The organism is Pseudomonas sp. GW704-F2 (assembly GCF_059423025.1).
Genome location: NZ_JBWKXO010000011.1, coordinates 43,493 through 64,600 on the forward strand (window position 1 = coordinate 43,493; position 21,108 = coordinate 64,600).

17 protein-coding genes are annotated in these 21,108 nt (G+C 60.9%); 12 read left to right on the forward strand and 5 right to left on the reverse strand.

The window, feature by feature from the left end; translation table 11 throughout:
- Positions 1–11 precede the first annotated feature (11 nt).
- Both AC07W0_RS11900 and AC07W0_RS11905 read right to left on the reverse strand, forming a co-directional pair.
- Complete coding sequence (locus AC07W0_RS11900; protein WP_017845740.1) at positions 12–1,544, reverse strand: sugar ABC transporter ATP-binding protein; 1,533 nt, start codon at positions 1,542–1,544, stop codon at positions 12–14.
- Positions 1,545–1,707: 163 nt separating this feature from the next.
- A complete protein-coding gene (locus AC07W0_RS11905; protein ID WP_102617458.1) occupies positions 1,708–2,250 on the reverse strand; it encodes a cytochrome b in 543 nt (180 codons plus the stop codon).
- 182 nt (positions 2,251–2,432) lie between these two features.
- On the opposite strand from AC07W0_RS11905, the gene AC07W0_RS11910 reads away from it, so the two are divergent.
- The 7 genes from AC07W0_RS11910 to AC07W0_RS11940 are packed head-to-tail and all read left to right on the forward strand — an operon-like array spanning position 2,433 to position 8,721.
- Positions 2,433–3,110, forward strand: a complete 678-nt coding sequence (locus AC07W0_RS11910) for a thermostable hemolysin (RefSeq protein WP_017845738.1) — start codon at positions 2,433–2,435, stop codon at positions 3,108–3,110.
- A complete protein-coding gene (locus AC07W0_RS11915; protein ID WP_102617459.1) occupies positions 3,100–4,578 on the forward strand; it encodes an AMP-binding protein in 1,479 nt (492 codons plus the stop codon). Before AC07W0_RS11910 ends, AC07W0_RS11915 begins: the two co-directional genes overlap by 11 nt.
- Entirely contained in the window at positions 4,575–5,249 is a 675-nt protein-coding gene (locus AC07W0_RS11920; RefSeq protein ID WP_017845736.1) for an iron-containing redox enzyme family protein, read from the forward strand. The genes AC07W0_RS11915 and AC07W0_RS11920 overlap by 4 nt, the downstream gene beginning before the upstream one ends.
- Complete coding sequence (locus tag AC07W0_RS11925) at positions 5,236–6,045, forward strand: SDR family oxidoreductase (RefSeq protein ID WP_102617460.1); 810 nt, start codon at positions 5,236–5,238, stop codon at positions 6,043–6,045. The genes AC07W0_RS11920 and AC07W0_RS11925 overlap by 14 nt, the downstream gene beginning before the upstream one ends.
- Positions 6,042–6,686 (forward strand): tetratricopeptide repeat protein, encoded by a 645-nt coding sequence (locus AC07W0_RS11930; RefSeq protein ID WP_017845734.1) that lies wholly within the window; start codon positions 6,042–6,044, stop codon positions 6,684–6,686. The genes AC07W0_RS11925 and AC07W0_RS11930 overlap by 4 nt, the downstream gene beginning before the upstream one ends.
- 11 nt (positions 6,687–6,697) lie before the next feature.
- Positions 6,698–7,360 (forward strand): response regulator, encoded by a 663-nt coding sequence (locus tag AC07W0_RS11935; RefSeq protein ID WP_017845733.1) that lies wholly within the window; start codon positions 6,698–6,700, stop codon positions 7,358–7,360.
- Positions 7,357–8,721 (forward strand): sensor histidine kinase, encoded by a 1,365-nt coding sequence (locus AC07W0_RS11940; RefSeq protein WP_017845732.1) that lies wholly within the window; start codon positions 7,357–7,359, stop codon positions 8,719–8,721. The genes AC07W0_RS11935 and AC07W0_RS11940 overlap by 4 nt, the downstream gene beginning before the upstream one ends.
- 7 nt (positions 8,722–8,728) lie before the next feature.
- Here the strand turns inward: AC07W0_RS11940 and AC07W0_RS11945 are convergent, their stop codons facing one another.
- A complete protein-coding gene (locus AC07W0_RS11945) occupies positions 8,729–9,967 on the reverse strand; it encodes an MgtC/SapB family protein (RefSeq protein ID WP_102617461.1) in 1,239 nt (412 codons plus the stop codon).
- A gap of 12 nt (positions 9,968–9,979) precedes the next feature.
- Positions 9,980–11,053, reverse strand: a complete 1,074-nt coding sequence (locus AC07W0_RS11950; RefSeq protein ID WP_026139872.1) for an NAD(P)-dependent alcohol dehydrogenase — start codon at positions 11,051–11,053, stop codon at positions 9,980–9,982.
- Between the two features lie 243 nt (positions 11,054–11,296).
- Between AC07W0_RS11950 and AC07W0_RS11955 the strand changes: the two genes are divergently transcribed.
- The 4 genes from AC07W0_RS11955 to AC07W0_RS11970 all read left to right on the forward strand — a co-directional run bounded on the left by AC07W0_RS11955 (position 11,297) and on the right by AC07W0_RS11970 (position 19,088).
- A complete protein-coding gene (locus AC07W0_RS11955; protein WP_046484182.1) occupies positions 11,297–12,220 on the forward strand; it encodes a universal stress protein in 924 nt (307 codons plus the stop codon).
- Positions 12,221–12,420: 200 nt separating this feature from the next.
- On the forward strand, positions 12,421–13,170 hold the full coding sequence (locus AC07W0_RS11960; protein WP_046484252.1) for a helix-turn-helix domain-containing protein: 750 nt from the start codon (positions 12,421–12,423) through the stop codon (positions 13,168–13,170).
- Between the two features lie 103 nt (positions 13,171–13,273).
- Positions 13,274–13,837 carry a GNAT family N-acetyltransferase gene (locus AC07W0_RS11965; RefSeq protein ID WP_046383356.1) on the forward strand — a complete coding sequence of 188 codons (564 nt, stop codon included), beginning with the start codon at positions 13,274–13,276 and terminating at the stop codon, positions 13,835–13,837.
- A gap of 259 nt (positions 13,838–14,096) precedes the next feature.
- Positions 14,097–19,088 (forward strand): glycosyltransferase family 32 protein, encoded by a 4,992-nt coding sequence (locus tag AC07W0_RS11970; protein ID WP_102617462.1) that lies wholly within the window; start codon positions 14,097–14,099, stop codon positions 19,086–19,088.
- Between the two features lie 51 nt (positions 19,089–19,139).
- On the opposite strand, the gene AC07W0_RS11975 is transcribed toward AC07W0_RS11970, so the two are convergent.
- Entirely contained in the window at positions 19,140–19,274 is a 135-nt protein-coding gene (locus tag AC07W0_RS11975; RefSeq protein WP_256350977.1) for a hypothetical protein, read from the reverse strand.
- Between the two features lie 423 nt (positions 19,275–19,697).
- Between AC07W0_RS11975 and AC07W0_RS11980 the strand changes: the two genes are divergently transcribed.
- Complete coding sequence (locus AC07W0_RS11980) at positions 19,698–21,107, forward strand: circularly permuted type 2 ATP-grasp protein (RefSeq protein ID WP_102617463.1); 1,410 nt, start codon at positions 19,698–19,700, stop codon at positions 21,105–21,107.
- Position 21,108 lies beyond the last annotated feature (1 nt).

Here is a 21,108-nt window from a genome sequence, read left to right on the forward strand (position 1 = left end):
TGTTGTTCGAATCAGCCATGGGCAGCCACCTGATCGCCACCGGTGGCGAGGTCAATAATACGTTCCTGGGAAATGACGTGGCCCGAAGCCCCGCCGACTTCGGCCACCAACTGGCCTTCGCGCATGATCAGCACGCGGTCGCAGGTGCCGATGATTTCCGGCAACTCGCTGGAAATCACCACGACGCCTACGCCGGCCTGCGCCAGTTGATTGATGATGCGGTAGATCTCGGATTTGGAGCCGATGTCCACGCCGCGCGTGGGTTCGTCGAGGATCAGCACATGCGGCTTGACCTCCAGCAGCCGCGCCAACAAGACCTTTTGCTGATTGCCGCCGGACAACGCGCCGACGTTGACCTTGCCCGACGCCACGCGAATCGACAGCGACTTGATCGCGTCCTGCGAGCGTTGCGCGGCATGCCGTCGATTGAGCACGCCACCGGCATGGGCGTCCGGCACACAGGCGCAGACATTGATGTTGTCGGCCACGCTCATGTCCAGGAACAGGCCCTGGGCCTTGCGGTCTTCGGTGAGGTACACCACGCCGGCGCGGATCGCGTCGGCCGGGGTGCGCAGTTGGGTGACGGTCTTGCCCACCACTTCCAGGGTGCCGCCGGTGCGCGGGTCGGCGCCGAAGATCAGCCGCGCCAGTTCGGTGCGCCCTGCCCCCACCAGGCCGGCGATGCCCAGCACTTCGCCGGCATGCAGGTCGAAGCTGCAGTTGCGCACGCGTTTGCCGTCGGCCATGTCGCGCACGCGCATCACCACCGCGCCAGGGTCATAGGCCGCGTGCTCCTTCTTGTAGAAACCGGAGAGGTCGCGGCCGACCATCATCTTCACCAACACCTCGGCCGACAGCGCGTCGCGGGTCAGTTCGCCGATGTACTGGCCGTCGCGCAGCACCGAAACCCGGTCCGACAATTCGTAGATCTCAGCCATGCGATGGCTGATATAGATGATCGCCAGGCCCTGGCTGCGCAGCTGTTTGATCAGCGCGAACAGGCGGTCGGTCTCGCGCGACGAGAGCGGCGTGGTGGGCTCGTCCATGACCAGGATCTTGGCGTGGGCATGCAGGGCGCGGGCGATTTCCACCAATTGGCGTTCGGCAATCGACAGGCTGCTGACCCGCGTCGCCGCGGTGAACTCGGCACCCAGGCGTTGCAGCACTTCCACGCAACCGGCCTGCATGCCCTGGCGGTCGATGGTCCAGCCACGGCGCAGTTCGCGGCCCAGGTAGATGTTCTCGGCCACGCTCAGGTTCGGGCACAGGCTCAGTTCTTGATAGATCACGGCGATGCCGAGGGCTTTGGCGGTGGCGGGGTCGAACGTGGCGACAGGCTGGCCGGCGATGCGGATGGTGCCGCCCGGGTCGGCCTGGTAAGCGCCGGAGAGGATTTTCATCAGGGTGGATTTGCCGGCGCCGTTCTCCCCCATCAAGGCGTGGATTTCGCCGGGGTAGACTTTCAGGCTGACATTCTTGAGCACGCGCAAACCGCTGAAGGTTTTGCTGATGCCCTGCATTTCAAGCAAGGGTTCGAGGCTCATGACTGAGCTCCTGAATTTATTATTTTTGTATTCGCGCTCCTTGGATCAGAGCCGATCACCACCGACTCTAATCAGATAGATTTGCTTACGCAAGCGCTTGCGTAGCCCGTTTGTCGCTTGATGAAACGTTTCATCAAGCGACTTAACCGCAACCTCAGCGTTCTTAACGTTTTGGCAGCATGCGCAGCAAGGTGTTGTCCCGCACCCAATAGTGGTGGAACAAACCGGCGGCGGCGTGCAGGCCGATCAGCCAATAACCGGCGCTGCCCAACCATTCATGCCAGTGCTTGAACTGCCTGGCCAGGTCGGGGTCCGCTGCGACCAGGGTCGGCAAGGAAAACTCGAAATACGGCACCGGTTTGCCTGCGGCGTTGAGCATCAGCCAGGCCAGCAGCGGCGTGACGATCATCAGGCCGTACAACGCCAGGTGCATCAGGTGCGACACACCCGTCTGCCAGGCCGGCGGGCGCGGCACGATCGGTGGGCGCGGCGTCAGGCGCCCGAGCAGGCGCAGCCAGACCAGCAGGAAAATCCCGATACCGAACAGCGCATGGGCGCCGAGGAACAGCCCCTTGAGTGCGTGCCCGCGGGGCAACAGACCTTTGATTTCGATGCAACCGTACACGCCGACAAACAACGCCAGCATCAACCAGTGCAGAATCATCGACAGCCTTGAATAGCGCGCTGTCATCAGGTTTTCGCTCATAGAAAAGGCACCTTGTGCAGGGGTTGGGGCCGAACCCGGCCTTGATAAAGTCGCAGTCACCCTGCCCGGCTAGTCTTAAGACAATCTGAAGATCGCTGAAACGATCATTTTCGCCACCTTCAGACTTCGTTAAGAAATGCCTTTGATACTTCTCCCAACTTCACTTGGGAGGCATAACGCCAATGCCCGGTATCGATTGGAAGATTCCCCTGCCCCTGCTGTTCGGCCAAGCCGACAGCGCATCGCTGTGCCTTTCCCGAGCACTGCCTCAAGACCCCCAACGCCCGGCCTTCGAAGCCTTCATCCAGCAGCGCTTTCGGATTGCCCACGGCGCCGATATCCGTCATTTCATGCCGCAGCTGTTTGGCGTCAGCCAGGCCAACGGTGAACTCTGCGCCGTCGCCGGGGTGCGCCTGGCGAGCGACGAGTCGTTGTTCCTGGAGCGCTACCTCGACCATCCGATCGAGCCGCTGATCAGCGCCGCCGCCGCGCAACCGGTAGACCGCCGGGCCATCGCCGAAGTCGGCAACCTGGCCGCCAGCGACACCGGCAGTGCGCGCCTGAGCATCATCGCCATCACCTGGTTGCTGGCCATGGCCGGCCTGGAGTGGGTGGCATTCACCGGCAATATCGGCCTGGTCAACAGTTTCCATCGCCTCGGCCTGAAGCCCGTCACCCTGTGCGCCGCCGACCCGCAGCGCCTGGGCGATGAGCGCCATCACTGGGGCAGTTATTACGAAAGCCAACCCTGGGTGCATGTCGGCAATATCCGCGCCGGCTTCATCCATCTGCGCAACATGGGCCTGTTCTCGCGCCTGGGGTTGCCGACCACGATTGAGGATGCCAGCCATGTCGCCTGAAACCCGCCGTTTCCACGCTGTTCTTCGCGGCTATGCCGAACGCAATGACGGCGCCGTCGCCCTGTGGGGCGACACCTTGAAGATGGATTACACCGCGCTGTTCGCCGAGGTGACCGCTCGACAGGAACGCCTGCGCGATGAAGGCGTGAAGGTGGTGGCGCTGGCCCTGGACAATGGCATCGAGGCCATGCTGTGGGACCTGGCGATCCTGTTCGAAGGCTTGACCTGCCTGACCCTGCCGCCGTTCTTCAGCCCGACCCAGCGCGCCCACTGCCTGGAACAGAGCCACGCCGAGCGCGTGATCGCCGAGCCCTACCTGGACGCCGAATTGCACGCTGGCGGTTACCGCAAAACCGGTGACTTCTGGTGCCGCGCGTTCGACGGCCGCCCTTCGATGCCCCTGGGCACGGCCAAAGTGACCTTTACCTCCGGCACCACCGGCACGCCCAAAGGCGTGTGCCTGAGCGCCGACAGCGTATTGCGGGTGGCCCGCGAGTTGTACCAGGCCAGCCATGCCAGCGACCCGCGCCATCACCTGTCATTATTGCCGCTTGCCATCCTGCTCGAGAACCTGGGGTGCTACGCCGCGCTGTATGCCGGCGCCACCTTGAGCCTGCCCAGCCAGAAGAGCCTGGGCATCCAGGGCGCCAGCGCGGTGGACGCCGCGCAATTGCTCGGTTGCCTGGCGGTGCGCCAACCCCACAGCCTGATCCTGGTTCCGCAATTGCTGCTGATGCTGGTCATCGCCGCCGAGCAGAAAGCCTTCAACCCGCAAGGCCTGCGCTTTGCTGCGGTGGGCGGTGCGCGGGTCTCCGAGGCCTTGCTGTTGCGCGCGCAGCACTTGGGCGTGCCGGTGTTCGAAGGCTACGGCCTGTCGGAATGCGCCTCGGTGGTGTGCCTCAACCGGCCCGGTGCCCAGCGCGCCGGCAGTGTTGGCCAGCCGCTGCCCCATGTGGAGATCCGCCTCGCCGAAGACAACGAGGTGCTGATCAAGGGCTCGACCTTGCTCGGCTATCTGGGCCAGACCGAACAGCCCGAACAATGGTGGCCCAGCGGTGACCTGGGCGCGTTCGACGACGACGGTTTTCTCTACCTCAAAGGCCGCAAGAAGCATCAATTCGTCACCAGTTACGGGCGCAACGTCAACCCGGACTGGGTCGAGGCCGAACTGACCCAGGGCGGCGCCATCGCCCAGGCCTTCGTCTACGGCGAAGCCCTGCCGCAGAACCACGCGCTGCTGTGGCCTCATCGCGCCGACTGCACCGACGCCCAACTGGCCGCCGCCGTGGCCCTGGCCAACAGCGCCCTGCCCGACTACGCACAGGTGCATTGCTGGACGCGCCTGGAAGAACCGTTCACCGCCGCCAACGGCTTGCTCACCGCCAATGGCCGGCCACGGCGTGACGCCATCGTCGCGCGTTATCAATCTCAACTTGCCCCTGCACTCAACGAGGAAACTTCATCGTGAACTTTTTCGACACCCTGCAAGACGCTACCCAACAAGAACGCCAGACCCTGTTCAGCCTGCCGATCATCCGTGATGCACTGGAAGGCAAGGTCAGCCTGGAGAGCTACCGTGAATTCCTCGCCCAGGCCTACTACCACGTGCGCCACACCGTGCCGTTGATGATGGCCTGCGGTGCGCGCCTGCCCTCGCGCCTGGAGTGGCTGCGCAAGGCGGTCTGCGAGTACATCGAGGATGAATATGGCCATGAGCAATGGGTGCTCGATGACATCGCGGCCTGTGGCGGCGACCGCGACGCGGTACGTGACGGACGCCCGGGCTTGCCCATCGAGTTGATGGTCAGCTACCTCTACGACCTGATCGCCCGTGACAACCCGGTCGGCCTGTTCGGCATGGTCAATGTGCTGGAAGGCACCAGCATCGCCCTGGCCACCCACGCCGCCGGCAGCATCCGCGATCATCTGCAACTGCCGGAGACGGCGTTCAGCTACCTGAGCTCCCACGGTGCCCTGGACATCGGGCACATGGAAACGTACCGCCGCTTGATGAACAGCCTGGACGACCCCGAAGACCAGGCCGCCGTGATCCGCGCCTCCAAAGTCGTGTACGCGCTGTACACCGACATGTTCCGCAACCTGCCGCGTAGCGGGGAGGCTCCCCATGCACCTGTCTGAAGCCCGTGTGGTGCTGACCGGCGCCAGCGGTGGCATTGGCCTGGCGATTGCCACCGCACTGTGCGCCAGTGGCGCGCATGTGCTGGCCGTGGCGCGTCATCGCGAACCGCTGGAAGCCTTGTTGGCGCAATACCCGGAACAACTGTGCTGGGTCGGCGCCGACCTGACCTTCCTCAACGACCGGCGCAAGGTGCTGGCCGCCGCGCAAGCCATCGGCGGCGTCAACCTGCTGATCAACGCAGCCGGGATCAACCACTTCGCCATGCTGGAACAGCTCGACGAAAATGAGATCAACGGCATGCTCGCGTTGAACATCACCGCGCCGATCTGCCTGACCAAGCTGCTGCTGCCCATGCTCAAGCAAGCCGCGAGCGCGATGGTGGTGAACGTCGGCTCCACTTACGGCTCCATCGGTTACCCCGGCTATGCCACCTACTGCGCGACCAAGTTCGCCTTGCGCGGGTTTTCCGAAGCCCTGCGCCGGGAACTGGCCGATACGCGGGTCGGCGTGTTGTACGTCGCGCCGCGTGCCACCCACACGCGGATGAACAGCCCTGCGGCGCAGGCCTTGAACGATGCGCTCAAATCCAATGTCGACGACCCGCACAGCGTGGCCGCCGCCGTGATCAAAGCGATTGCCAACGACCGCCGCGACCTTTACCTGGGCTGGCCGGAGCGCTTTTTTGTGCGCCTCAACAGCCTGCTGCCGAACCTGGTCGACCGAGGCTTGCGCAAACAACTGCCGCTGGTCCGCCGCCTCAGCGATAAACCCGTGAAAAAGGATCTGAACCCATGAAACGCCTCTTCGCCGCGCTGCTGCTCACCGCCCTGAGCCCACTCACCTGGGCGCTGGACAGCGCCGACCAGCAACGCCTGACCGAGATCCAGACACGCTGGGCCCATATTCAATACAACTTGCCCGAGGAACAGCGCACCAAGGCCTTTGAGCAACTTGCCGCCCAGGCGACAGCCTTCACCCAGGCGCGCCCTCAAGCGGCCGAGGCCTGGATCTGGTCCGGCATCGTCAGCAGCAGTTGGGCCGGTGCCCAGGGCGGGCTTGGCGCGTTGAGCAAGGTCAAGGCGGCCAAGGTCGACCTGGAAAAAGCCCTCGCCCTCGACCCCAAGGCCCTGCAAGGCTCGGCCTACACCAGCCTCGCCGCATTGTATGATCGGGTTCCCGGCTGGCCGATCGGCTTTGGCGATGCCGACAAGGCTGACCAGTTACTCAAACAGGCCTTGCAACTGAACCCGACGGGCATAGATAGTCTGTATTTCTGGGGGGATCACCTGTACCGGCAAAAACGCTACAGCGAAGCCCGCGAGGCCCTGCAAAAAGCCTTGCTCGCCGCTCCACGGCCGGGCCGGGAAACCGCCGATGCCGGGCGGCGCAAAGAGATCGAAAGCGTGCTGGCCGACATCAACAAAAAACTCAACTGACGGGAGTCCGCGTGCGCCTATTACTGATCGAGGATGACGAAGCATTGGGTGAAGGTATTCACCAGGCGCTGGTGCGGGAAGGCTACACCGTTGATTGGCTCAAAGATGGCAGCAGTGCATTACATGCACTGCTCAGCGAAACCTTTGACGTGGCGGTGCTCGATCTCGGGCTGCCGCGCATGGATGGGCTGGAGGTGCTGCGCCGCTTGCGCGACAGCGGCTCGAACCTGCCGGTGCTGATCCTCACGGCACGGGATGCCACCGAAGACCGGATCGCCGGGCTGGACGCCGGCGCCGACGATTATCTGATCAAGCCCTTCGACCTGGCCGAGCTCAAGGCGCGCCTGCGCGCGTTGCTGCGCCGCAGCGCCGGGCGCGCACGGGTGATGATCGAGCACGCGGGCATCTGCCTGGACCCGAGCACGCAACAGGTCAGCTACCACGGCGAACCGGTGCTGCTCACCCCCAAGGAGTATCAACTGCTGCACGAACTGCTGTCGCCACCGGGCCGCGTCATGACCCGCGACCAGTTGATGCAGTTGCTCTACGGCTGGAACGAAGAAGCTGAAAGCAACACCCTTGAAGTGCATATCCATCACCTGCGCAAGAAGTTCTCCAGCGAGCTGATCCGCACCGTTCGCGGCGTCGGCTATCTGGTTGAGGAGCGCGGATGACTTCTATACGACGGCGAACCCTGACCCTGATCATCGGCCTGCTGCTCGCCGGTCTGCTGCTGATCAGCGCGCTCAACCTGCATGACAGCAACCACGAAATCGCCGAAGTCTATGACGCGCAACTGGCGCAGAACGCCCGCCTGCTCCAGGGCGTGATGAGCATGCCGCTGGCCAGTCAGGACCAGGAAGACCTGTACCGCGCATTCAACAAAGCCTTGGGCGAAGCGATGCCCAAAGTGGATGGGCACCCCTACGAAAGCAAAGTCGCCTTCCAGGTGTGGAACCCCAAGGGCGAACTGCTGGTGTTCACCGCCAGCGCCCCGTCATTTGTCCCCGCGCCCACCCAGCCGGGCTTCAGCAACGTCGAAGACCTGAACGGCCGTCAATGGCGCGGCTTTGTGCTCAAGGACAAGGACAACGGCCTGCGGATCTGGGTGGGCGAGCGCGACGACGTGCGCGACGACCTGGTGCAACGCATCGTGCGGCATACCTTGTGGCCCAACGTGCTGGGCAGCCTGATTCTCGCGGCGATGGTCTGGCTGGCGATCGGCTGGGGCCTCAAGCCCCTGGCCGATATGGCCGCCACCCTGCGCGCGCGGCATTCGGGCTCGCTCGAACCGATGCAACTGACGCCGCTGCCCACGGAGCTTGAGCCGATGCAGGCGGCGCTCAACCGCATGCTCGCGCAGATCCAGGAAATGCTCGGCCGCGAACGGCGCTTCATTGCCGATGCGGCCCATGAAATGCGTACACCATTGGCGGTATTGCGCGTGCATGCCCAGAACCTGCTGGAAGCCGGCACAGAAACCGAACGGCGCGAGTCCCTGGCCTTTCTGATCGCCGGCGTCGACCGCACCAGCCGCCTGGTCAACCAATTGCTGACCATGGCGCGCCTGGAGCCCAGCGCCGGGCAACCGCCGGTACAGGCCATCGACCTGGCGACAACGGTGCGCGAAACCCTGATTCAGTTGACCCCGTGGCTGTTGAGCAAAGGCCTTGAGCTGGTATTCGACGTCGAGGATGGCCCGTGCCCGGTGAATACCGACGCCGCCGCGATCAATATCGCCCTGACCAACCTGGTGACCAACGCCGCGAATTTCTCCCCGGAACACGGGGTGATCACCGTGGGCTTGCGCAAGAACGCCATGCGTTTTGCCCTTACCGTCGACGATCAGGGCCCTGGCATCGACGAAAACCAGCGCGAGCGCCTGTTCGAACGCTTCTACAGCCGTGGCAATGCCCAAGGCGCAGGCCTGGGCCTGACCATCGTACAAACCATCGCCCAACGCCTGGGCGGCCAGGTCAGCCTGGAAAACCTGGCGGCCGGCGGCCTGCGGGCGACCCTGGAAATCCCTGCCTGACGGAGCATCAGCCGGCCCATGTGACCAGCCACATCGCGCCGACCAGCAAGACCTGGCCGACGATCACATACACCGCGAAGTAACGACCGCCGCTGACCCCGGCCACCACGCACTTGCTCAGCGCGTTGCAACTGACCGCGAGCAACACCGGGATGGACGCGGCCTCCAGGGACAGCTGGCCGCTGGTGGCCAGGGCCGCGATCGAGGCGATGGACGCGTGGGCATCGGCAAAGCCACTCAGGGTGGCAGTCAATATCACGCCGACCTGGCCGAAGTGATGGAGCATCAGCGACGACAAGAAGGTAATGCCGGTCAGGGTCACGACCATGATCAGCGCCAGCTTGAGGTCGAATGCGCCGCCCACCTTGATGGTTTGGCTGGCCGCCGCCGTCGGCGCGTGCCACATCAGGCACACACCGTACAACGCGGTGGTGGCAAACCCGGCGAGCAGTGGCCAGGCCATCTGCGACAGCAGTGCCGGTTCCACGGTGCCGAGGATCAGCGCCACCTGGGCCACCGTCGCAATATTCGAGAAAATGGCCGCCGCCGCGAGGATGCGCAGGTGCTCCGGCTCTTTGGCGACCATCTGGCCCATGGCGGCAACGGTCACGGTACTGGAGGCGAACCCCGAAGCAATGGCGCTCACGACGTAGCCATAACGTGGCCCCAGCGCGCGCACCGCCACGTGCCCCACCGCGCCGACCGCCATCAACAACACCGTCAACGTGCAGATAGTGCGCGGGTTCAGCGCGCCGTAGGGGCCGATAAAGCGATCCGGCGCCAACGGCAGGACCACCAGCGCAACGACCAACAACAACAGGCCGTCGCGCATTTCAACATCGGTCAATTGACTGCGGGCAAAGTTGTGCAACTTGTCGCGATAGGCCAGCAGGCCGGCCACCACCACGCCGACGGCCGTGGCCTGTTCGGGAGCGACCCCACACCAGGCGCCCAATAGCAGCACCGTGAGCAACGCCACTTCACTGGTGATCCCCGGGTCGTTGTCCCGGCTCTTCCAGTAAGCGGTACTGACGATCACGGCCAGGCACCCGGCGATCAGGCCCAGCAACAGGCCACCGCCGACTTGCTGCGAGACGTAGCCCAATAACGCGGTAATCGAATAGGTGCGCAAACCGGCAAACGCGCGCAACTCGCCCTGGCCCTTGTGGCGTTCGCGCTCAAGGCCGATCAGCATGCCGATGCCCAGCGCCGCGGCGGCACCGGCCAGCCCGAGGGTTTGCGTCATTTACAGGCGCCTTCAGGGCGTGATCGCGACCTTCATGACACCGTCGCGCTGATGGGCAAACAGCTCATAGGCAGCCTCGATATCGTCGAGCTTGAAACGGTGCGTCACCAGGGGCGACAGATCCACCCCGCCGCTGGCCACCACGGCCAGCAAGCGGCGCATGCGTTCCTTGCCGCCGGGGCATAGGGTCGACACGATGCTGTAATCCCCCAAGCCGGCGCTGAACGCGTCGTAGGGAATGTGCAGGTCGCTGGAGTAGACCCCCAGGCTGGAGACCCGCCCTCCCGGACGCAGCACGCGCAATGCCGACTCGAACGTACCCTGGGTGCCCAGGGCCTCGATCGCTACATCAACCCCACGGCCGTCGGTGATGGTCATGATCTGCTCGACCACATTGCCTTTCTTGAAGTCGACGATATGGGTGGCGCCCAGGCTGCGGGCGACGTTCATGCGCTCGCTGACGCCATCGACACCGATGATCATCGACGCGCCTTTGAGCCGGGCGCCCGCCACCGCGCACAGGCCGATCGGCCCGAGGGCGAAGACCGCGACGGTGTCGCCGATGGTCACCTCACCGCGCTCGGCGCCGGAAAAGCCGGTGGACATGATGTCCGGGCACATGAGCACCTGTTCGTCGCTCAGCCCATCGGGGATCGGGCACAGGTTGGCCAGCGCATCGGGGACCAGTACGTATTCGGCCTGGCAGCCGTCGATGGTATTGCCGAACTTCCAGCCGCCGGCCGCGCGAAAGCCATGCCGGGTGTCGGGGCCGTCCTGGGAGCCGCAGCCGCACAGGCAGGCATAACTCTGCCCGCTGGGCGTGATGGCGCCGGCGATCACCCGCTGCCCCTCAACGAAACCGCGCACCTGGGAGCCCAGCCGCTCGATCACGCCCACCGGTTCATGGCCCACGGTCAGCCCTTTGGCCACCGGGTACTCACCGCGCAGGATATGCACGTCGGTGCCGCAGATGGTCGTGGTGGTGATACGCACCAACGCGTCCAGCGGGCCGACTTCGGGGATGGGTTTGTCGTCGAGGACGATGCGGTTTTTTTCAACGAAGACAGCTGCTCTCATGGTTGCCACGGCGTGATCTCCTGCGTCTGGAAAAGCCTGAATGACATCCAGACTGCACCGCGATGACAACACGGGGGTTGATCATTATCAACAATCCTCTGATTGATCGAGACACCCGGCCGGATGTCGCTGAGCGTGCGCTGGCTCAAGGCGACTTGATGCAAGTCAAACCGGCGCCGGCGCCCGGCGCCATGATCTAGAGTAAGTATCATTGCCCGATGCTATCTGCTGGTTACCCAAGGGAGATTGCCCATGTCTGCTCAAGCACGTTTCTTACTGCTGGTTTCGCCACTGATGGAACACAGCCCCGCCTTCGACCGGGCCGCCGCCCTGGCCAAGGCTGAAGGCGCCGCGCTGCACATCCTCGCCTTCGATTACCTGGAAGGCCTGGCTACCGCCGGCCTGGTCAACGAGCAGGCGCTGGAACAGATGCGAATTGGCTATGTAGAGCGCCATCACCAGTGGCTGGAGGATCAGGCCAGGCCTTTGCGCAACCTCGGCCTGACCGTCACCACCGAAGTGGCGTGGGTGGAGCGCCCGCTGCAGGAAATTCTGATTCGTCTTAAGGAAGAGCCCATGGCCGTGGTGATCAAGGCGCTGGAGCATGAGTCCCTGTTGTCGCGCTTGTTGTTTACGCCGCTGGACGTCCACCTGATTCGCGAATGCCCGGTGCCACTGCATTTTGTCAGCGGTGCGCCCCATGCGTTACCGCGCAAGATCGTCGCGGCCGTCGACCCGTTCCATCACGACGAGCACTACGACAGCCTTAACGACCGCATCCTGCATGAAGCCGTCAAACTGGCGACAGCCTGTGATGCCGAGGTCGAGGTGATTTATGCCCATGACCTGTCCGATCTCGGCGCTCAGGAGTATGGATTCGGCAGCGGTGCCGGGTTCTTCTCTTCGGTGGCCGCCAAACGGCTGTTCGACGAACAGGGGCAGGCCTTCAATGACTTGGCCGCGCGCAACGGTATTCCGCCGGCGCAGCGCCATATGATTTTGGGTAACCCGGCGAAAGTGCTGTCCAGCTATGCCGATGCCTACAACGTCGATGTGATCGTCATGGGCCGGGTCGGTCATCGCGGCCTATCGCGCCTGCTCGGCAGTACCGCCGAAATGCTGCTGTACAAAATGCCTTGCAGCGTGTGGATGGTTAAACCGGAAGTGCTCGACTGAGCGCGGCAACGTATGCACACCCTCGCTGCACACTCGCAGCGAGGGGCATGTCAAAGGCATTCATTAGGGTGGCATAGCGAGGCTTATTGCACTCAAAAGCGATCAGCGGTTCAAATATATAAACCTTGCACCTATCTTTCTCCAATGTTTGGATGTTAAGTGAGAGGAATGTATATGTGTATGTGCAAGAGGCTTTTGTGATGAAGTCAACTCCAATTCTTGTACAAGTCCAACATTTAAAAACAACCTGCGCGAGCTGCAGCGTTTTAGAGTTGTGTTTACCCCTGGGTTTGACCGAGATCGAAGTGGGTCGCCTGGACACATTGATTCCACAACGCGTCAAAGTCAAAAAAGGTGCTTCGCTGTATCGCACCGCTGATCCGTTACGCTCGCTTTACGCCGTGCGTACCGGATTCTTCAAGACCTGCATACTGTCCATGGATGGTCGCGAGCAAGTCACCGGGTTCCAGATGGCCGGGGAAATGCTCGGCCTCGACGCCATCAGTGCCGACACCCATGCCTGCAACGCGATTGCGCTGGAAGACAGCGAAGTGTGCCCTCTGCACTTCAACCAACTGGAGCGACTGGCCGGTCAAATACCGTCGTTGCAACATAACTTGAACAAAATCATGAGCCGCGAAATTGTGCGTGATCACGGCATGTTATTGCAGATGGGTAATATGAACGCCGATGAGCGGCTTTGTGCATTTGTATTGAATATATCAATGCGTATGAGTACGCGTGGTTATTCATCGCGATCTTTTATATTACGCATGAGACGAGAAGAGATCGGCTCTTATCTGGGCCTGCGCCTGGAGACGGTGTGCCGCAGCATTGCGCAGTTACGCAAACTGGGCCTGGTGCATATCAGCGCACGCAATGTCGAGATTCTCGACCTGGCGAAACTCAAGACGTTCATATCCGGCTGTCATCGGCATGGTCCCGAGTAACAGGGCCTCATCTGATCCAAATCAGCTTTATCTGTCGGCAAAGGCGTAGAACCGAAGCAACAGGGGGCCGCTCCTGTCGCCCCCAAACCTCGGAGCTCACACCATGCTTACCGTCGAAGAGCACAACAGACAAGCCGCCATCGCCTATAAAACAAGCCCGGAACCGCACTGGATCGATAAGCTCAATGACGGCCGCCATGTGCTGGTGCGCCCGCTGAGAATCGAAGACCGGGATCGCGAATATAACTTCATCAAGAGCTTGTCTCGCGAGTCCCGGCACGCGCGCTTCCTCGGCGAAATCAACGAGCCCGGCAAGACCCTGCTCGATCAATTGATGGACGTCGACAATCAGCAACGCGTGGCGTTTATTGCCCTGGTGCATGACAACGGCAAACTGATCGAAATCGGCGTTGCGCGCTATGCCGCGGCCAAAGAGCACGAATGCGAATGCGCGGTCACCGTGGCGGACCCTTGGCAGCACCTGGGACTTGGGCACATTTTGATGCAACACCTGATGACCGCGGCGAAAGCAAACAACTTCACGTCGATGTACACCGTGGATGAAGCGAGCAACACCCCGTTGCGTGAGTTGACCAACGCGTTGGGCTTCCACACCGTCACCAATCCGGATGACGCTACCCAAGTGATCAGCAGCGTGAAGCTCTGAGTAGCAGCACGGTAAAAGGGCGGCGCGCCGCCCTTGCCTTCCATACACTCGTTTGAGTGTATTCATACCGAACCGAAAACGTCTGTTGCGCGAACGCCTGTAAGCAGGGTGAACCGCACCTGCGCCTGGCACTGCGTAATACCGGGTAACGGTGTTTTGGCTGAACGAAGGAATCAAGACCGCTTCTGTCGCTACACAAGGTTAATGCCACGGGCACTGCCCCCCTGGCGTCATCTCGTAACCTCAGGCGACAGACCTCATGACCAGTGTTTCCACGCACATCACCGCACAACCCCAGCCATTCGCCCTATCCCACCTGCCACTCGCCAGACACAAACGCGAAGCCCCTGCCCCCACCGAGTCGGCAGGCGACGCTCGTACCGAAGGCGATCGCGCATTGGCGGCCGAATACAGTACTGCGTTGCTGCTGGCGGCCAATCGCGAGAGCAATATCAACATCCGCCCGATACCTGCCGATTCCTCATTCGGTCGGTGGTGGGGGCAGTTGCGTGCCGCCTTTCGATCACCCGACGTCGTTCAGTGGATGCGTGACAAAGGTATTAATGCTGAGTCGATAACACTCAAACCGGAATCGGGAACGATCACCTTCAAGCTCAAGCCTTCGGTTGATCCCGAGCAGAAACTGCATACCGTCGGGCAAGACGACAGGCGCTGGGGCGCGATCAGCGGCCCCATCCTCCAGGCCGCGCGCGTGATCAACGCGGGCCACGAGGATACGGCCTTCACGCCGCCGGCAAGTGATCTCAGTGAATCCGCACCTTGGTTTATGGTGGGGCGGTTTTATCAAGAGCGGCAAGACCTTACAGGACCGGCGATGCGCAGGCGCGCTGAAGAACTCGACCGGGACCAAGGTTTTTCACGCCTCGACCCGAGCAGCGCGGCAGACTTGATTGAATCGCGTAGCGCGGACGCGCTCCAAAAACAGGAAGCCACGGTGGGCGATGTGCTGAATCGGTATGAGGCCATCAACGAGCTGCGGCACCTGGCAAAGTCCGTGGACATCCGCAATCCCGAGCAAATCCCGGGCGAATTGAAGAGGCGGACGCTCTCTCTGTCTTCCCCGAGCACCTACCAACCCATCAGTGCTAGCCAATCGAACAGGGTCAGCCTCGTGCAATTCCTGGAAGATCATGGCTGGCATATTCCCACCCATCACGAACAGCTGGAGAACCTCGCAACCGCCCTCTCAACCCCGGCGCCCAAGATGCCAGCGCACGGTAACCTCGGCGGAGCGCTGGCTTGGCCTGTGCCGCTGGATCAGGGAGACCTGCAACAGCTGAAGGCAGATATTGGTACAGGCAAAATTGGCGATATTGACTTAGGACCGTCAAAAAATGTCCTGGACTACCTGCTGAGCGGCAGGACAATTTCCGCGGCGGAACAGAGCAACCCGCGAAGGCTGATCGATACCTGGATCACATCGCCCAGAGGCAAGGCGCTGGGTGAGGCCATTCAAACTGCGTTCGAGACGCGGGGTGTCAAAGGCAGTGCTTCTGACTGGCTGCTCACGGCCCTGAACAGCGAAAGCGCCAGCGTCTCTGGCGACGACGTCGATCACCAAGCCCCTGGTCAAATTGAAGGCTATCGGCTGGTCTCGGCGGAGAACTCGGGCAAATCACCGTCGACGGTTGTCAAGGAGCTGGAGGATCACCTGGTCGCCAAAGGCAAAGCCTCATCCCCGGAAAAGGCCACGATTCAGGCTCACCTGTTACTGGCCAGCCGGGCACCGGAGTTCCTGATCAAGGACATCCCGGAAGGCGTCGTCGTGGGCACCCACAGCTGGGTCAGTCTTGCCACGGCGGTTGCCCGAATCGAAGCGAAAGCGCCAGGAAACACGGCGTCGATGAGCTACGCCGACGTTATGCTCGAAGCCAGCGTTGCGCCGATCTCTGACGACGAACGCACTGTCGAATATGTCGCCCAGACCGACGCAATCAAACACTGGAGCGTTGCCAACGGTATGGATTACCCGTCGACGGATGCCTCAATGACGACTGCCCGCGAGGCCTACAGCGCGCAGATTCGAGAGTTGAGAGAGGCTGCGCAAACGCACATCGGGCAAATGCCGACGACGAGGGGCATTGCGCTGGAACAGTTAAAAGTAGCGCTGCCTCACGTCGACCCGGAACTGTTCGAAGAAAAAACTATCACCCTGCAGCCTTCCAACCGGCACTTCCCCGGGCCTTACTCGATACTGGACATGTATATCGATGGTCGAGGACTCAAAGGCGCACCGGACTCAGCGGATAATTGGGGGGAAGCGGGCCGTGGTTTCGTGAACCTACTGACATTTGGCGGCGTCACTCTGCGGCCGGACGGTCGTCCCAGCGCATGGGTGTCCTCCTCGGACGGGTTCAGCATTAGCGATGTGCTGGAACGGCTTAACGAATTACCGCGCCCGACGGAGATATTCAACGAGACGTTCTCGGATTACTCCAGTGCCGTCAAAACAACGACCGCCGCGCAGCTCAAGCACCTTATTTCGAAACAGCCGCTGGAGGATCGGCAGAATCTGGAGTTTGGCAAAATAACAATCCGCAAAGAAATGTCGTTCCACCGCGCCGATCAGCCCAGGCGTGTTTCAGACGGTGTTCTGCTGGTCGAGACTGAGCGCAATGGCCAGCGCATGAGCTATGAAATCGACCGACTAAAAGGGACGGTGACCAAGCTGCCGGACAAGACTTATCGGGACTATGAGCCGACGGTTCATTCTATAAAAGCAGGCAAACGTTTTGATGAGGTAAAACCCGCAGGTCACTATGCAGCGGGGATAACCCATGAAAACAAAGATGCACAAGGCGCACCCAATAGTTTCAGTAGCGCTAGAACCCAATACATCGTTGATGCATTGGTAGAGGATATCAACTTGCCTGCGGTGGAGAAGTACGCCAAGGGCAGAACCACCTTTGACTCTGAAGTACCGCTGCATGAGACCGTTGAGGAGATCGCGCTCAACCTGATCCCGTTACGGTCAGCCATTGTTAATTTTACCAACGGCAATGTTGGTGGGGGCGTTGTCGATCTTGCCTTCGATATCTTTGGTTTCGCCGTCGGCTTGGGAGCCGCGGCAAAAGGCGCGAAAGTCGCGGCGGCCGGCGCATCGACAGTTGCCAAGGTTGGTCAGGTCGCCAAGATTATAGGGCGCGCGACCGTGGGCGCACTCAATCCATTGGACGGGGTTGCCGACCTGGCTCGCGGCGTGGCGAACGGCCTGCATCAAGGCGTCAGCACAGCGATCAAGGGGGTCAAACATCTGCGCGGTTCTTACCGAAGTGTCGATCTACTTGAATTGGCGAAAAAAACCGATGTCGCCGAAGGCACACTCAAAACAGCTAATGGCACACGCGAAAGCAAAGCGCTGGGCAAATTCGATGAGGCGACCAATAAGTGGTACGCCTACGATCCGCTCACGAAGCAGGCATACGGCAGGCCGTTGGACAACTTCAGCGCTGACACGCCGAGGTTGAATGACCCCAATAGCCTGCACTCGATCGGCAGTAATGATGTGGTGAAGACCGCCAGTCAGCAGCACGGCGTGGCAGCAACCGGCACATTCAGCGTGGGGCAAGAGACGGTCGAAGGTAACGTGGTTTTGTTTCAAGGTAATTGGCATCGCTACGACGCGATCAATAAACGTGCCTTCGGCCCGCCGCTGACAGATTTCAAACCGAGCCGGGTCGCGGCCAATGGTGATGTGAGGTCGATGGACGCCGATTTGTTGGGCTATGAGGTCAAGTACATTGCGCCCCAAGAGTTATCGACAAAAGGCTTACAGTCCAATGTGTACGTGGGTCGCAGTAAAAAAGAATATGTAAAAATCGATGGTAAGTTTTATGAGTCACACCTCAAGGATGGCCAGCGAGTTATCCGGCATCCGACGCGCACTGGGCCTGACCTACCGGTCAGGGATCTGGGGCTTTCCGGATGGGAACCACTCTCCAGAACCGACCGCCTCCTGGGGGGCGCGGGCGGCAACCCCTGGAACCCCGGAGAAAATACCTACTTAATCCCGCTGGACGATATCCACCTGACGGGAAACCCGACACGCCCCTATTCGCTGAACCACAAGGGCGTAGAACATGATGTCACCTTCAACATCTATGCCGGTACGTGGAAATCCAGCAACCTCAAACCAGCAAGCGGTGCCCCAGACCAGGATTACTTCTGGAGGAGTGGCAAAGGAAAATGGCAACGGGGAACGCTTAGTGAGTTTAAACACGCAAAAAAAGTCGATGCCCGCGCGTTTAAATATGTTGATGTTTCCCCTCCGACAATTTTACGGGTTCCAAAAGATGCTCACCCTATCCCCAAACAGATTCACTATTTTTGGGCTGGCAGTGACATTCCGCCGAACCTGATAGAAAACATCGCCAACAACTCTGCCAATGCACCTGGGTATAAATCCATTATCCATGTAGATGCGGACAGCCCGGCGATGTTCGAAAAAATCAAAAGCAAATTGCACACTCAAGCGCCTGGCCTAAGCGTCATGAATCTGCACGAGGACGATTTTTTCAAACAATTGAAAGACACTGAAATGTACAACTATTTTCGACAGGGGCAAGGTAAAAATCTCGCCGCCACTTCGGATGTCGCCCGTTACCCACTGATGAATAAATACGGAGGCATTTACCTCGACACCGATGATGCGATTCCAGTCAATATTGGCGCTACCGCATTGAAGGCGGGCTCCAGCGACATTCTGCTTAACAGACCCGTCGCCCATACTATTACGGACTACAAACCCTTCTACAACACCAGTAACTTTGCGACGCAGCCTGGCAATCCGGTTATTAACGATATGATAGCGGAGATGAACAAGCGATTTTCCGCTAACAAAGCTTACTTTGAAAGCAACCGCCCCACCGTCACCAGAGGGCCCGGAGGGGAAATCCAATACACCTCTGAATTTCGCACCTACGAAAGTAAGATTTTCGAGACGGTAGGCCCAACAATGTTTGATGACGTGCTCCAGTCAAAAAGACCTGACATGTACCATCTGGGCCTCGATGGGTTGGCTAAAGAATCGAAGATTGTCGACGGTAAGCTGGTCTCATCCGGACCGATAGTCGATATTGAACGTGAAGCGCGCCAATATTATGCGAGCAAGGGTATTACTCCGCCGGACCTGCTGGGTAATCAGATAAAAAAAATGAAGGAGCACTACCTATCACTTCTTCACCAACTCCAGATAAGGATTGGCGCCGAACACTCCTGGATAGGAACATGATCAACTAATCCTCATACCGGCAGCCGGCCAACGCTGGCAAGGTATGAACAATCAGTCTTGATGTTCACCGCTGCCAGGGTCCGCGGCGTCATCCGGTTCCTTGAGCGGCACTTCTGCATCATCCATCAGCGACCCCGGGTCTTCGTTGCCGGGGTCGTTGAGGTCTTCTTCCGAATCTTTTGACATGGCCGTCTCCTCTGATCGCCTTGACATAGCGTAGCTCTTTTGAAGAGCGCGGCCTGCGTCAAGATGAGGCCCTGCGCGGGTCGTTAAAGTTCCGGTGAATCCCTGGCCGGGCATTCAGAGACGTTCAAGTTCGCGTATGCACTGTTGTAGTGCGCGCGCCGTTCCCTGGTGGCGAGCGAACGCGCTCGCCACAAGGGAATAGAGACGCTTTGCCGGTTTCGGCACAGGCATTGCTTAGTCCATTCATCGTTCACCCGTCATGCCCGGATACAGGAGCATTCGTTACCCCCCGACCCAGAGCCGACCCCATAAGAAAGTAAGGACCTGGCCCGATGGCACCCTGCGCCACGGGCTCATAAAAAATGCGTTTTTCAAAGCGGCAGTGCCCCCCCGCGCTTCCCTCGGCACTGACAAGGTACTGGAATGGCTCGATCTTTCTTTGATGAAATGAATGACGCACACGGTGTATGCCGCGCGCACTATCAGGAATTCTCCCGCTGGCTGGCCAATACGCCGCCAGAACTGCTGGACCAGCGTCGCCGCGAAGCCGACCTGTTGTTCCACCGCGCCGGGATCACCTTCACTTTGTATGGCGACGAGCAGGACACCGAGCGCCTGATCCCCTTCGACATCATCCCGCGCAGCATCCCTGCCAGTGAATGGAGCATCATCGAGCGTGGCTGTATCCAGCGCGTCACTGCGCTGAACATGTTCCTTGCCGATATCTACCACGACCAGCGCATCATCAAGGCCGGGATCGTTCCGGCGGACCAGGTGCTGGGCAACGAGGGTTACCAGAAGGCGATGGTCGGCCTCGATCTGCACCGCGACATCTACTCGCATATTTCCGGGGTGGACCTGGTGCGCGATGGCGACGGCACCTACTACGTGCTCGAAGACAACCTGCGCACGCCCAGCGGTGTGAGCTATATGCTCGAAGACCGCAAGATGATGATGCGCCTGTTCCCCGAAGTGTTCGCCAAACAGCGCATCGCGCCAGTGGACCACTACCCCAACCTGCTGCTCAAAACCCTGAAAAGCGCCAGCCGCCTGGACAACCCCAATGTGGTGGTGCTGACGCCGGGGCGCTTTAACAGCGCATTTTTCGAGCATGCGTTCCTGGCCCGGGAAATGGGCGTGGAGTTGGTGGAAGGCGCCGACCTGTTCGTGCAGGATCTCAAGGTGTTCATGCGTACCACCGACGGCCCCAAGGCCGTGGACGTGATCTACCGCCGTATCGACGACGCGTTCCTCGACCCGCTGGCGTTCAACCCGGAATCGATGCTCGGCGTGCCCGGCCTGGTCGCGGCCTACTGCGCCGGCAACGTGGTGCTGGCCAACGCCATCGGCACCGGCGTCGCGGACGACAAGTCGATCTACCCCTACGTGCCGGAAATGATCCGCTTCTACCTGGACGAAGAACCGGTCCTGCAAAACGTGCCGACGTTTCAGTGCCGCAAGCCGGATGAGCTGTCCCATGTGCTGGCCCACCTGCCGGAACTGGTGGTCAAGGAAACCCAGGGCTCCGGCGGCTACGGCATGTTGGTCGGCCCCGCGTCCACGGCGGCGGAGATCGAGGACTTCCGCCAACGCATCAAGGCGCGTCCCCACGCCTATATCGCCCAACCGACCCTGAGCCTGTCCACCTGCCCGACATTTGTCGAAAACGGCATCGCCCCCCGGCATATCGACCTGCGCCCGTTCGTGCTGTCGGGCAAGGAGACCCGCCTGGTACCCGGTGGCCTCACGCGCGTGGCGTTGCGCGAAGGGTCGTTGATCGTCAACTCGTCGCAAGGCGGCGGAACCAAGGACACCTGGGTGGAGGAGGGCTGAG